The 12,646-nt window shown below is 52.3% G+C and carries 14 protein-coding genes; 7 read left to right on the forward strand and 7 right to left on the reverse strand.

Annotated features, from left to right (window positions below; all coding sequences use genetic code 11):
- Nucleotides 1-48 precede the first annotated feature (48 nt).
- Both BLP47_RS07790 and BLP47_RS07795 read left to right on the forward strand, forming a co-directional pair.
- The gene (locus BLP47_RS07790; protein WP_091852437.1) at nt 49-1,524 is read left to right on the forward strand and encodes a glycosyltransferase family 2 protein; all 1,476 of its coding nucleotides are present in this window, start codon (nt 49-51) and stop codon (nt 1,522-1,524) included.
- Nucleotides 1,521-1,727, forward strand: coding sequence for a hypothetical protein (locus BLP47_RS07795; protein ID WP_091852441.1), 207 nt, complete (start codon nt 1,521-1,523; stop codon nt 1,725-1,727). Before BLP47_RS07790 ends, BLP47_RS07795 begins: the two co-directional genes overlap by 4 nt.
- A 100-nt stretch (nt 1,728-1,827) precedes the next feature.
- On the opposite strand, the gene BLP47_RS07800 is transcribed toward BLP47_RS07795, so the two are convergent.
- The 4 genes from BLP47_RS07800 to BLP47_RS07820 all read right to left on the reverse strand — a co-directional run bounded on the left by BLP47_RS07800 (nt 1,828) and on the right by BLP47_RS07820 (nt 5,056).
- Nucleotides 1,828-2,178 (reverse strand): DUF805 domain-containing protein, encoded by a 351-nt coding sequence (locus BLP47_RS07800; RefSeq protein ID WP_091852444.1) that lies wholly within the window; start codon nt 2,176-2,178, stop codon nt 1,828-1,830.
- A gap of 84 nt (nt 2,179-2,262) precedes the next feature.
- Complete coding sequence (locus BLP47_RS07805; protein WP_157671594.1) at nt 2,263-2,529, reverse strand: PGPGW domain-containing protein; 267 nt, start codon at nt 2,527-2,529, stop codon at nt 2,263-2,265.
- 226 nt (nt 2,530-2,755) lie between these two features.
- Nucleotides 2,756-3,493, reverse strand: coding sequence for an SDR family oxidoreductase (locus tag BLP47_RS07815; RefSeq protein WP_091852453.1), 738 nt, complete (start codon nt 3,491-3,493; stop codon nt 2,756-2,758).
- Between the two features lie 306 nt (nt 3,494-3,799).
- Nucleotides 3,800-5,056, reverse strand: coding sequence for a multidrug effflux MFS transporter (locus tag BLP47_RS07820; RefSeq protein WP_091852456.1), 1,257 nt, complete (start codon nt 5,054-5,056; stop codon nt 3,800-3,802).
- 446 nt (nt 5,057-5,502) lie between these two features.
- Between BLP47_RS07820 and BLP47_RS07825 the strand changes: the two genes are divergently transcribed.
- Nucleotides 5,503-5,784, forward strand: coding sequence for a DUF4143 domain-containing protein (locus BLP47_RS07825; protein ID WP_157671596.1), 282 nt, complete (start codon nt 5,503-5,505; stop codon nt 5,782-5,784).
- Nucleotides 5,785-6,110: 326 nt separating this feature from the next.
- On the opposite strand, the gene BLP47_RS07830 is transcribed toward BLP47_RS07825, so the two are convergent.
- Nucleotides 6,111-7,199: a VIT1/CCC1 family protein gene (locus tag BLP47_RS07830; RefSeq protein WP_091853101.1), complete on the reverse strand. Its 1,089-nt coding sequence runs from the start codon at nt 7,197-7,199 to the stop codon at nt 6,111-6,113.
- 431 nt (nt 7,200-7,630) lie between these two features.
- Here BLP47_RS07830 and BLP47_RS07840 point away from each other — a divergent pair, with 431 nt between their 5' ends.
- From BLP47_RS07840 to BLP47_RS07855, 4 genes are all read left to right on the forward strand, one after another.
- The gene (locus BLP47_RS07840) at nt 7,631-8,566 is read left to right on the forward strand and encodes a cation diffusion facilitator family transporter (RefSeq protein ID WP_091852465.1); all 936 of its coding nucleotides are present in this window, start codon (nt 7,631-7,633) and stop codon (nt 8,564-8,566) included.
- Entirely contained in the window at nt 8,563-8,982 is a 420-nt protein-coding gene (locus tag BLP47_RS07845) for a helix-turn-helix transcriptional regulator (protein WP_197672372.1), read from the forward strand. Before BLP47_RS07840 ends, BLP47_RS07845 begins: the two co-directional genes overlap by 4 nt.
- 103 nt (nt 8,983-9,085) lie before the next feature.
- Entirely contained in the window at nt 9,086-9,751 is a 666-nt protein-coding gene (locus tag BLP47_RS07850) for a thioredoxin domain-containing protein (RefSeq protein WP_091852468.1), read from the forward strand.
- Between the two features lie 261 nt (nt 9,752-10,012).
- Nucleotides 10,013-10,807 carry a hypothetical protein gene (locus BLP47_RS07855; RefSeq protein ID WP_091852471.1) on the forward strand — a complete coding sequence of 265 codons (795 nt, stop codon included), beginning with the start codon at nt 10,013-10,015 and terminating at the stop codon, nt 10,805-10,807.
- A 70-nt stretch (nt 10,808-10,877) separates the two neighbouring features.
- On the opposite strand, the gene BLP47_RS07860 is transcribed toward BLP47_RS07855, so the two are convergent.
- Nucleotides 10,878-11,354, reverse strand: coding sequence for a CoA-binding protein (locus BLP47_RS07860; protein WP_091852476.1), 477 nt, complete (start codon nt 11,352-11,354; stop codon nt 10,878-10,880).
- Nucleotides 11,351-12,646 carry an O-acetylhomoserine aminocarboxypropyltransferase/cysteine synthase family protein gene (locus tag BLP47_RS07865; RefSeq protein ID WP_091852479.1) on the reverse strand — a complete coding sequence of 432 codons (1,296 nt, stop codon included), beginning with the start codon at nt 12,644-12,646 and terminating at the stop codon, nt 11,351-11,353. The genes BLP47_RS07860 and BLP47_RS07865 overlap by 4 nt, the downstream gene beginning before the upstream one ends.

Genomic DNA, 12,646 nt, shown 5'->3' on the forward strand with positions numbered 1-12,646 from the left:
AAGCCGGCTTTTTTTTAGTTACTAACCTCTAAAAAAGGGGGGGGATTTATGCGCAACAATGAAGGCTTGATACGGGGCACCGTGGGGATTCTTTTTTTCACTGTGACCCTGTTTGGTTTGGCGATTTTTCTTGATCTTCAAATTGCACCAAACTTCACTGACTTATCACTCACGAATACTTGGAATGGCATCACCTATAGCAATCAGATTCCAGTGATTTTCGTTATTTGGATCGCCGTGGCAGTTGCACTATTCGCCGCGGGAAGTTTCGCGCTTATCGAAAAACGCTCCTCAAATAACTCTCGCCGCTCTTTGCTGCCTTCGACGCTCCCGCTTTCTCCACGGGTTCAAATGGCTAGGACTCGAGGAGTTTTTGACGGTGAAATAACGGTCACCGTTTTGATTCCAGCTCATAATGAAGCGGGGATGTTAGGACAGACAATACCCGCTCTTCAGCGACAAGGACGAGCGCCGGAACGCATCATTGTTGTTGCCGACAACTGCACGGATAAGACAATTGAGGTAGCCGAGGGTTTGGGCGTTGAAATTTTTGAAACACAAAATAATCAGAGTCAAAAAGGTGGCGCACTAAATCAAGTACTCAAGACTTTATTGCCCGGTCTTGGCAATAATGACATTGTGATGATTGTCGATGCCGACACCACTCTAGATGCTGGGTTCATTGAGGCTGCGGTCTTGCGATTCACTGCAGATCGGGGCCTGATGGCTGTTGGCGGAATCTTTAAGGGATATGCAGGCGGAGGCCTTCTCGGGGTCCTACAGCGCAATGAATACGATCGCTATGAACGTAAAATAAACCGACGGCGGGGACAAGTCTTTGTCCTAACCGGAACTTCTACGATGTTTCGATCGATTGCACTCAAAACTGTTGCTGAAAACCGCGGCGTCTTGATTGGTGGGTTCCAGGGCGACGTCTTTGACACGGTTTCCCTAACTGAAGACAACGAACTGACTCTGGCGTTAAAAACTCTTGGGGCCCTAATGGAATCACCCAAAAATTGCGTAGTTCATACCGAACTGATGCCCTCCTGGAGATACCTCTGGAAGCAAAGGATGAGGTGGCAGCGCGGTGCTATAGAAAACATCGGTAGCTATGGGATGACTCCCGCAACTTTTCGATACTGGGGACAGCAATTGGGTATCGGCTACGGCGTCATCGCACTCTCGTCATTTGTTGCGTTGCAGGGAATTGTGTTTTTATCCCTGGATTATTGGGTCTGGTATCCATTTTGGCTGGGGGTGGGAGCTATTTTTCTCTACGAGAGAGTTAAAACGGTGTGGCACTCGGGTTGGCGGGCGCGCCTATTGGCGGCGACAATGATTCCAGAATTAATCTATGAGTTTTTCTTGCAAGCGGTGTTTCTCAATAGCATGCTGGACATCATTTTAAAGCGTGATGCCAATTGGGGGCACGTAGTCCACGAACATGCCGGCACACAAGAGCGGCAGGCAGGCAGGCATGCCAGAACCGCTGGAGCCAACTCTAAAGGTGCAGAATTATGAATTGGTTCACTCCCGAAACCCTAGAGTCAGCTTGGTTTCAAGTCCTATCCTCATTTGTCGCAGTCAACACCTTGATTTATGGAACTATTTCGCTCGCCTCGGTTTTACCAAGGCTCTATCCAACCCAATGGTTTAGTAGCAGAAATACTCGTGCCGAATCTCGCAGTATTTATCCTGAGACTCTCGAAGGCAACCAGTCCTAAAAGTAACAGTTGCCAGCCAAAGAACGTTGTGTAGTTGGATTCTAAATACCGCTGTTGGCGCTCGTAAATCTGCGGTTGCACTGCCAGTTGCGGTGCCTGCCTAAACTCTCACCTTTGGCGAAGGGCCATATTTATTGTCACCGTCCGAAGAATCAGTCAGGGTGAATACGACGAGCACGATGGCTCCAACCACTGGCATAAAACCAATCAGTATCCACCAACCACTTCGGTTGGTGTCATGAAGCCTGCGAGCTAGAACTGATAGGGCGGGAATGATTGTGGCGAAGATCCAGATCAGCCCCACAATGCCACCGCCGCCATTGGCGATGAACCGGTCCACGTCGCTACCTAAAAGGACAAAGTCAATAATTGCCACTGCCAGATTGGTCAGAAACAAGAACAGCGATATGAACCAGTACTCTGACCTGCGGGCTCTGCCCTTGAAATTCACGTAGTTGGACCAAAAAGACCTAACTGCTTCTCAAAAACCCATGCCCCATGCCCCTCTAATTGCTTATTAGCTAATGAACTCTTACTACTTGTCCTTCTTGCCGATCTTAAACCAAACTTTTAGCTTGGCGACTATCTTTTCAAGCCCTTGCAAGCCCTGCTTATTCATCTCCCTGGCCCACTCGAGCTCAAGAGCCAAGATCGAAAGCCCAAAGAATAAAAAGAGCAACCCGGGACCTGGCGTAACAAGCATTATCAAACCAATTAGCAGTAGCGTGAACCCTACGAGCATTGACAGCGCCCAGCGAATCGGGTGCGGCAGCTTTGCCAGAAGCCTCTTTAATTTCTTCAACCGCGCCTCACCGAACTCAAGATTCTAGAATCCTAACTCAGCCAGATTCTTTTTACTGGCAAATTGGGCTGCCCCACAACCCAAGCTCAGCGGCAGTGTTTCGGGTTCGGAAAAGACCTCATTGTGGTTTCCCAGATGCTGAAACTTGGGCCACCGTAAATAGAAAACCCGCCAATCCGAAGATTTGGCGGGTTTTCCAACTTGCTATGGGATTGGATTCCCGGGACTAATTCACAGCACCTTCGCCTGCGAGGGTGCCACCGTCAATGATGAACTCTGAGCCTGTTGAGAAGCTCGCATCGTCGCTGGCCAAGAAAAGCACCATCTTGGTTACTTCTTCGGGCCGGCCAAGTCGGTTAATCGGGATTCCCGGAGTGTCGTTTCCGAGACCTTCGGTCATCGGGGTGGCAATGCCACCGGGGTGAACGGAGTTCACTCGAACGCCCTGAGCGCCAAGTTCCATCGCGACCGACTTGGTGAGTCCGCGAAGGCCGAACTTAGAGGCCGTATAGCCATGCAGGGCTGCGTAGCCCTGCATGCCAGCAGTAGATGAAATATTCACGATGGCTGATGACTCATTTTTGATTAGCTCAGGCGTTGCCGCCTTGATTCCCAAAAATGCGCCGGTTAGGTTGATCCCAATGATGAGCGACCAGTCTTTTTCGGTATAAGTATCGATGGTGCCAAAGTTCACGATTCCTGCGTTATTGATCAGCGCATGCAAGCCGCCAAATTCGTCCACGGCAAGCTTCACAGCTTTATTCCAATCCTCTTCCTTGGTGACATCAAGGTGAGTGAATACAGCGTTTTCTCCAAGCTCCTCGGCGAGCGCTTGACCTTCTTTATCGAGCACGTCAGAGATGACAACCTTGCCGCCCTCCGCAATGACTCCGCGGACGTGGGATTCGCCCATTCCGCGGGCTCCGCCACTTACTAAAACAACTTTTCCATCGAATCTAGCCATTATTTTTCCCTTTCAGACCCAAATCGGTTTGACCCAGAAGAGGTATTCGGAAGAGTTATGAACGGTTCCATGTTTCGACCTAGTGAAGATTTTCTGAGTCTTATTTTGGATGTCCTTTGACTCTATGCACCGCGGACGGAGTCTGTCAACTGGATCTGCGCGGGAACGCTTCTAACGAGTCTTATTTCTCTGCTGGGGTAATAATCCGGTGAATTAGGCCCCTAAAACAGCTTTGCTTAGCTATCGGAGGATCACACCGACAAGAAGTGTCGCAAAAGCGTCCCCATAAGACATTGGGCACTTTTATTAGCCGCCGGTTCGAAGATCCGGGACCTTCCAGGGTCTGGTGATCAACATCAAGCTAGCCAATGACACCACGAACAACAGCCCGATCAAGATTCCGATATCCCTGGTGTCCTGGGTGTTCATGAAGCCATAAACAATTGAGACCAGGCTGGCGGTTGCGAAGTTCACAACACCCAATAAAGAGGCGGCGGTGCCAGCCTCAGAACCGTGGTTATAAAGAGCGATAGTTGGGATAGTTGTGATGCCAGCCCCAAATATAAATAGCTGAAGCATGAAAAATGCTTCGGCCACGACCAGCCCGGAGCCGGCGGTCAAAAATAGCCCAGCACCGATACACACTCCGATGCTTGAGTAAAGAGCCAGTAACCACTGGCCCTTTATGTGCCTGGCGGCATAGGCGCCAACTTGGACGCCTATGTATGAAGCTAGCGAATTCGCTGCTATCCAGAATCCAAATTCACTCGGGCTCAAACCAAAACCATTTTGAAATAAAAATGGCACGTTGTTGAGATATGCAAAAAGAGCTGAAATCTGGAATGCCCCGTAAATCAAAAGCCCGATGTAGACCCGGTCCCGCAGGACCGCAAGGTAACCCCTGGCCAGCCCCAACGGGGTGCTACTTCTTCGCCTTGATACGGGAAGTGTCTCAATAAGCAGTCGGGATGAAAAAAGTGACAAGACGATTCCACCGAGTCCGAAGATTAGAAATATGGCCTGCCAGTTGCCCGCTTGAGTAACCTGTGCACCAACGATTGGTCCGATGATCGGCGAAAGAGATTGAATCAAAAAGATTTTTGCCAGCACGCTCTGCATGCGTTGACCACGATAAAGATCTCTTACGATTGCGCGGCTGACCACATCGGCACCAGCTGCAAAAAACCCCATTGCGAACCTAAGGCCGAGAAAAGTTTCGAAGTTGGGTGCAAAAAAGGCCATTACTGCACTCAAACCAAAGCCAACGGTTGCAAGCAAAATCAGAGGCCTTCGACCAAAGGCATCCGAGAGTGGCCCGATTATCAACTGGCCGAGCGCAAGACCGACTGTCACGCCAGTAAGGGAAGCTTGAACGGTTCCATTTGGCACGCCAAAGTAGGTCGAGATATCAGGGAAGGCAGGGAGAAAAGGGTCAATTGAGTAAGGCACCAAGCTCATTGAGAGTGCCAAAATTACGATAAAGCTAAATAGTAATTTTTTGGAAAGCTGATCGCCGGAATCTATAACCCTGCCGCGAATGCGGTTTGGCTTGGGTTCTGACACTCCAAGAGACTAGCGTCTCTCAAGATAACGGACCGGCCCTAATGCTTTCTTGAGTGCTGTGGCTTTGTTGCTCAACCTAAATTCCCGGTAAGTGCTTGAGCTTTAGATTTTTCGAATCCCCCATTTTATGCGCAATGAACAGCGATTTCTGCTCAAAATTGTGCTCAAAATGGTGTGCTATGTGAGCTCACAATAGTGTTTTATAAGCGCCCAAAAAAAATGAAGCCGCTGTTATCGAGAACCAGCAGAAATTGTAGCTACGACAGACGGATACTTGATGACTCTATCGATGACCTAGTTCCTTCTTTCGCTGAAATATCAATAGATGGTGCTCACGCGATTGGAAGGGCCTCCACTGGAAGGCAGCGAGCGAAGACAATCCTCGACTTGGACCTGACCTCGCACAGAAGCACTCTCTAGCCGATCCGGCACTGTCCGCGCGCCTTTTGAGCCTCAGCGAAGCCAATGACGCACAAGTGTCTCACTTCCGCGACCATGACGGTAGGCATGAGATTGACTTCATTATTCACCGCGGAGACGCGGAGGCTGTTGGTATTGAAGTGAAGCTAAAGTCCGCCATCACCGACCGCGACGTTAGGAAATTGCTCTGGCAGAAGAAGTCTCTCCCCGACCAAATCGTCGACCTCGTAGTCATTAACACGGGATCTCGCGCCTCTCGGAAAAAGGATGGTGTGGCGGTAATCCCACTCGCGTTACTCACCGCTTGAGTTTCTGCCAGATTCCTAAATTACAGCTTGTCCCCTTGCATCTTCATGTGGCGACCTGCAATAGAAATTGCACCTAAAAGCACCTTGAGCTGTTCGAATTCTGAAGGCCTAAATGGGCGACCGGATGTTTGCCCACCAAGCCCCGCAATATAAGAGCGACCGTGACTACCCTCTCGTTACCCCTCTAAACCAGAGTCGTCGACCCCTTCAAGGAGGCGGAATGTCCGGTCCATCGCGGCGAACATCGAGGGCACTTTGTCTCAGCAAGGCGATCAGGATCTCACACCACGATTACGTCAATCAAGCCGCGAACAACACGAGCCGGATTATGCCGCACCGGTCCCGAGAAGTAGGCCGAGTAGGTAGGTTGCTGCTGCGGCTCCGAAACCGATCATGAGTTGGCGAAGCCCGCGCTTGAGGGGTGAAGCGCCCGAAAGTAGTCCGACTATGGCACCGGTTCCGAGAAGTGCAACTCCCACCAGGGCTGCCGAAACAAGAACTGCGGATATCCCTTCCATCCCGAATAGGTAGGGCAACACGGGAATAGCTGCTCCGGATGCGAAGAAGCAAAAGCTTGAGGTGGCCGCGGCATGTCCAGTTCCGACAGCTTCGTGCTGGTCAGGCTCCGAGGCCTCCGCTTCCAACTCGAGTCTTGAGTTTCCAGTGAGAACCTCGACGGCATGAATTTGCGCTTCTTCGGGACTCATGCCTCGGGCTCGGTAAAGCAAAGCGAGCTCGTTCGCGTCAATATCGAGATGGGGAAGGGCGTTACGCATCTCGGGATCAGCCCTAGAGGATTCCAAGAGTTCACGCTGCGATCGCACGGAAACGTACTCACCCGCTCCCATGGAAAGCGCGCCGGCTAAGAGACCGGCCAGACCGGTGAGCAGGATGATGTTCGTGCCAACACCACTTGCGCCGACTCCCAGGATGAGAGAGAGGTTGCTGACAAGGCCATCATTGGCGCCAAACACTGCGGCACGGAAGTTGCCGGAGAGCCGGTTGCGTCCCCGTGCGGCAAGGCCACGGACAACTTCACCGTGAATACGCTCATCGGCTGCCATTGTTGACGTGGCATCAGGATCTAATTCATAGGGTGATTTATCCTCGGCTCGCTGGGCCAAGGCAAGGACGAACACCGATCCGAAACGGCGAGCGAGTACACCAAGAAACAGGGTGCGGCTATCGCCGCGGCGAGGCTTGCCGACGTGACTTCCGAGCAGGTTCAACCAGTGAGCTTCATGCCGAGCCTCGGCCTCGGCGAGCTCTAGGAGAATCTCTCGTTCTTCACCGCTTCGACGACTCGCTAAGTCGCGATATACCGCAGCCTCAGCTCTTTCATTGGCCAGGTGTTGCCGCCAACGGCGGACCTGGGTTGGAGTTGGGCGCGCGGGCACGTGTGAATTCGTGGGCATCGTAATCCTTTTGTCGGCTCCGACCAAAGAATCAGCACTGAAAGCTGGCGCTTCAGCCAGAGAATCGAGCACACCAAATGATGATCTCGTTGTTTATCCGGCTGAAGGTCTCGTTCGCCCATAATGGGTGATGCACCGGGCTTATTCAGCCAGCATGTCGACACATCTCCACCGGCTTGGCCAGTGTGAACTACTCCCCTTCGCCCCCAAGTCTAGCTAGGTAAAATATTCTGGGTCGGATCTTGTTGCGGGCAAGCGAGCAGCAAGCTTGAGCCAAAAATCGGATCACCGTCCTAGGGCGCACCGCAATCGAATGCGGATGCACCCTTCCCTTCAGCCCGCGCGTGGCGCTGGCCAAATGACCAACTTGTGTCAGCAAGACAATGTATGCAAGACCGTTCATATGTTCAATCAAACATTTATGGTTTAGCATGCCAAAAAAGACAGGGCATTCTCATTCGCTGTTGAGTTCCGGCGGGAAGCATCGCGGTCCACTGATCATCGCATTCGTATTGACCGGCAGCTACATGTTGGTCGAGTTCATTGTCGGCTTCACCATCAACTCGCTCGCTCTAATCTCCGACGCTGCTCACATGGGCACTGATGTGCTCGGGATTGGGATGGCGCTGGCGGCGATCACTCTGGCGAATCGCCCGGCCACATCCCAGCGCACTTACGGGCTGTATCGTCTCGAGGTGCTGGCGCCCTTGGCGAACGGTATTCTCCTGTTCGCCGTTGCCGGCTACGTGCTTTTCGAGGCGATACAGCGGTTCAGCGAACCTACGGAGATCCCAGGCGTGCCGCTACTGATCGTCTCCTCTATCGGACTCGTCATCAATCTCGTTAGCTTCCGGCTACTCAGGGCCGGATCGAAGGAAAGCCTTAACGTGAAAGGCGCATATCTCGAAGTCCTCGCTGACCTAGTCGGGTCGGTGGGCGTGATCGTGGCGGCGGTCGTTCTCCTTACTACCGGGTGGGTCTACGCTGATGCGATCGTCGGCGTCGGTATTGGCTTGTTTATCCTGCCGCGCACGTGGAAGATGATCCGTCAGGCTTTGCGAATTCTCCTCGAGGTCGCCCCGTCCAACATAGACATGGATGAACTGCGGACCTCGGTGCTGACCGTGGACGGCGTGGTCGAAGTCCATGATTTTCACGTGTGGACGATCACCTCGGGTATGGAATCCGCCAGTGGGCATGTCGTAATCGCGGCTGATCATCACTATCAGAACGTCCTCGACTCGGTGCTAACCCTGCTCCGAGATAGTTACCAGATTGAGCACGCCACAATCCAGTGCGAGCGGGCGCACCTCGAAGACCGACCAACCCGGTGTAACTCGAATGAGCAAGAAAGAAGAGAAGCATGAACGAGACAAGTTCACCAGAGCCCAACGGCAGGGGCCTAACGAGCGTTCACCCTCAACAAGTTGCCCAGGTCCGAGCGAGCATGCCTACTAATCGGGAGATCGTGGATTTGGCCGACGTATTCAGCCTGCTCGGTGACTCCGGCCGCGTCAGCATCCTGATCGCGTTGCTAGCCGGTCGGATGGCGGTAAAGGACATCTCCGCCGTGGTTGAACAGAGCGAGTCAGCCGTCTCACATGCGCTGCGTCTGCTGCGCGCACACCGTGTAGTGGACGTAGACCGCGAGGGCCGGTTTGCCTATTACGCCCTAGCCGACGCTCATGTTCGGGTTCTGATCGAGTTGGCGCTTGAGCACGTCGGTCACACTGTGCTTCCGCATGCGGCGGGTGGAACCGAGCTGGATGACCGGCTGGGTTGAGGCGTCGCGCCTTGACTCTGCCACAGGTAAAGTATTGCCGCGCCTTCAAAATGTTCGAGTGTGTTCGGCCTGATATGTCCCACGAGATTTAGAGAGAATCAGAATGAAAATAAGCACCAAAATCGCCATCGGTCTCAGCGGCGCACTAGTCCTGATCGTGGTTGTCGTCATGGGAGTAATAAGCCTTCAAGCCCAACCGTCCAGCACCGCAGGTGAGGGCAACCCCGAGACTGGACTGGCATCCGCCATTCGAGAGGACACCCACATCCTGGATGACGCTGGGGAAGGTGCAGTGACGCTAGTGGAGTTCCTCGACTTCGAGTGTGAGGCCTGTGCCGCTTTTTATCCGGTGATAGCAGATCTGCGTAAGGAGTTCGCCGGTGAGGTCACCTTCGCCCTGCGCTATTTCCCACTACCCGGTCACTTCAACTCGAAGAACGCCGCGTTGGCGGTTGAGGCAGCCGCCCAGCAGGGGCAACTCGAGGGGATGTACACCATGATGTTTCAGACGCAGCTTGAGTGGGGTGAGGCACAAGAAACCCGTGCTCCACTGTTTCGTCAATTCGCCGAAGACCTGAATTTGAATCTCGCTGAATACGATGCCACAGTGGCGAATCCCGCAACGCTGGCTCGAATTGAGTCCGACTTTGATGATGGCTTAGAGCTTGGAGTCGCGTCCACCCCGACGTTCTTTCTCAACAACCGGATGTTGCAGTTAACCTCTTTCGATGACCTTCGGCTTGCGATTGTTCAGGAACTAGGTCGCTAACGTTGCTGTAGAGAATCTACTACTGAGGCGCGCAATCAAATGGGGCATTGCAAACCAAAACCAAAACCTCAGCGTGAGTGAATCCTTCGTCCGCTGCGCAGGGCCGAGTGAGCTCATGTGCGCAGCGAGGAACTCAAAATTCGATAATTAGGAATACGTTTTTACATGGAAACCCTCTCGCGCTTTCCAGATGAAAACGTTCACCAATAATTTTCAAGATTTCTTCAGCTTAAATTCAGGAACTCAATCTAATTTCATCGCATGACAAACCTATCTAGGCGTGAAATGATCGCCAAAGTACCAGCCATCACCGCAGTGTTCTGGCTAATCAAGATCCTCTCCACAACAGTTGGAGAGACCTTCGCCGACTATTTGAATACGACCTTTGTCGATTCTCTAGGTCTGGCCGACTCGAGCGCATTCATTGCAGTTTTGACCATCACCCTGGTGGTACTTATTTCGCTCCTGGCGATGCAGTTCTTAAGTAGCGGTTATCGCCGCTGGCTCTATTGGCCGGCGATTGTTTTTGTGAGCATCGTTGGAACATTGGTAACCGACGGCCTGCACGATTTACTCGGGGTCGAACTCTGGATCACCACGGTTATTTTTGCAACCATGCTGATTGTGGTGCTGGGCCTTTGGTATTCATCCGAAAGAACACTGGCTATGAAGAGCATTAAGAGCCCTCGTCAGGAAATATTTTATTGGGTGACTGTTTTGGTGACTTTTGCCCTGGGAACCTCAGCCGGTGATCAGCTGGCTGAATCCATGAGCCTAGGTTACGCACTCTCCCTTGCAATATTTGCCGCCACGATTGCGATAATCGCAGCACTATGGAGGTTCGGTATCGCTGGGCCGGTCCTTGCTTTTTGGTTGGCTTACATCATGACAAGGCCTCTTGGGGCTGCACTCGGTGACTTGTTATCACAGTCCTCAGATGTGGGAGGGCTCGGGCTGGGTACCGATTTGACTTCACTGGCTTTCCTGATTGCGATTGCAGTTGGAATTACTTACTTCGCTAGATCAAAAAAGGATCTTCTAGTACTCAAGCCTTGAAATCCTAGGTTCCCAGGCAAGCGTGCCCCTAAGTGAATCAATGAGATGCAAAAAGTTTGGGACCTCGGCCTCAGTTATTTGCCCGCTTTGAGCTAATCACTCCGGTATTGAAGCCGGCTAAATGAAGACCGCCGTGGAAGCGGGCATGTTCGATTTTGAGACAGCGATTCATGACAACGTTCAGGCCCGCTTTGCTTCCTCGCTCACCAACCTCATCATTTGAGACTCCAAGCTGAAGCCAGATGGTTTTGGCACCGATAGCAATTGCCTCATCCAAAATGCCCGGGGTTTCACTCGATTTTCTGAACACGTCGACAATGTCCGGCACCTCGGGCAGTTCTGCCAACGAGTTGTATACCCTCTGGTCGAATAGGGTGTCAATCATTGGATTCACAAAATAGACCTTGTAATAATCGCCGCCCTTGAGATAACTGGCCACAAAATAACTAGCCCGCGAGCGATTAGAGGAAACTCCAACTATTGCCACCGTTTTCGATGATTGCAAAATACCCAAGCGTTCCTTAGCGGTTGACTCCTGATAGCTCATCGTTTCCTCCCGGTAGCAGCCTCTAGAGCCTGATCGAGGTCCCAAAGGATGTCTTCGATGTCCTCAATTCCCACACTGATTCGAACCAAATCCTCAGGCACTCCCGCTGCCGCCAGTTGGTCTGGTCCTAGCTGACGATAAAGAGTCGAGGCGGGGTGAATAATCAAACTTTTGGCGTCGCCAATGTTTGCCAGGTGGCTTATCAGTTGGACATTATTAATCAAACTCTCGCTCGCCCTGCGGCCGCCTTCGACTCCAAATGAAAACACCGATCCCGGACCCTCGGGCGCATATTTCTTGGCTAACTTGTAATCAGGATGGGATTTCAATCCCGAGTAGGAAATCCAGCTCACTCGTTTATCGCCATTGAGCCAATCGGCAACCGCCTTCGCGTTCGCCACGTGATCTTTCATTCGCTGCGGAAGCGTCTCGATGCCTTGGAGAAGCTGGAAGGCCGCAAAAGGAGAAAGTGTCGGGCCAATATCTCTGAGCTGTTCGCTTCGCAGTTTGGTCAAAAAACCATATTCTCCGAAGTTACCCCACCACTCAAGATCTCCATAAGCGGCAACCGGCTCGGTCATGGCTGGAAACTTACCGCCATCCCACTCAAAGTTTCCAGAGTCGATGACAACTCCCCCGAGGGTCGTCCCGTGACCACCTAGAAATTTCGTTGCAGAATGGATGACGATGTCTGCCCCGTGTTCTATTGGCCGAACCAGGTAGGGCGAGGCCGTTGTCGAATCAACAACTAGAGGAATTCCGTTGCGATGTGCAAGCTCGGCCAAGCTCTCGATGTCTGCAATGGCAGTCGACGGATTTGCAATCATCTCTGTGAAAATCAGCTTGGTGTTGGGCCTGATAGCCGCCTCGTAATCTTTTGGGTCACTTGAATCAACAAAGGTGCTTTCGATGCCGAAGCGCCTAAGCGTCACCGTAATCTGGGTAATAGTTCCTCCATAGAGCCTTGAGGAAGAAACAATGTGGTCACCCGCTGCGCAAAGTGCTGCAAAAGTAATGAATTCAGCCGATTGACCGCTGGCGGTTGCAACCGCACCAATGCCCCCCTCTAGGCTTGCGACTCGCTCCTCGAAGGCGGCGACCGTAGGGTTTCCGATGCGCGAGTAGATGTTGCCATATTTCTCGAGGGCAAATAGGTTCGCGGCGTCAGCAGTGTCCTTAAACACAAATGATGTCGTTTGATAGATCGGCACCGCGCGAGCTCCGTAAACCGGATCGGGGATGTTGCCGGCATGAAGTGCTCGAGTCTTGAATCCAAAGCTGCGTTCTGACAT

It is taken from the genome of Candidatus Aquiluna sp. UB-MaderosW2red (assembly GCF_900100865.1).
In the GTDB taxonomy this organism is placed as follows: Bacteria; Actinomycetota; Actinomycetes; order Actinomycetales; family Microbacteriaceae; genus Aquiluna.

What these genes read in the sequence shown, in the direction of transcription:
- BLP47_RS07790 (WP_091852437.1), top strand. Translation starts at nt 49, where the DNA reads ATGCGCAACAATGAAGGCTTGATACGGGGCACCGTGGGGATTCTTTTT.
- BLP47_RS07795 (WP_091852441.1), top strand. Translation starts at nt 1,521, where the DNA reads ATGAATTGGTTCACTCCCGAAACCCTAGAGTCAGCTTGGTTTCAAGTC.
- BLP47_RS07815 (WP_091852453.1), bottom strand. Translation starts at nt 3,493, where the DNA reads ATGGCTAGATTCGATGGAAAAGTTGTTTTAGTAAGTGGCGGAGCCCGC.
- BLP47_RS07830 (WP_091853101.1), bottom strand. Translation starts at nt 7,199, where the DNA reads ATGCCCACGAATTCACACGTGCCCGCGCGCCCAACTCCAACCCAGGTC.
- BLP47_RS07840 (WP_091852465.1), top strand. Translation starts at nt 7,631, where the DNA reads ATGCCAAAAAAGACAGGGCATTCTCATTCGCTGTTGAGTTCCGGCGGG.
- BLP47_RS07845 (WP_197672372.1), top strand. Translation starts at nt 8,563, where the DNA reads ATGAACGAGACAAGTTCACCAGAGCCCAACGGCAGGGGCCTAACGAGC.
- BLP47_RS07850 (WP_091852468.1), top strand. Translation starts at nt 9,086, where the DNA reads ATGAAAATAAGCACCAAAATCGCCATCGGTCTCAGCGGCGCACTAGTC.
- BLP47_RS07855 (WP_091852471.1), top strand. Translation starts at nt 10,013, where the DNA reads ATGACAAACCTATCTAGGCGTGAAATGATCGCCAAAGTACCAGCCATC.
- BLP47_RS07860 (WP_091852476.1), bottom strand. Translation starts at nt 11,354, where the DNA reads ATGAGCTATCAGGAGTCAACCGCTAAGGAACGCTTGGGTATTTTGCAA.
- BLP47_RS07865 (WP_091852479.1), bottom strand. Translation starts at nt 12,646, where the DNA reads ATGTCAGAACGCAGCTTTGGATTCAAGACTCGAGCACTTCATGCCGGC.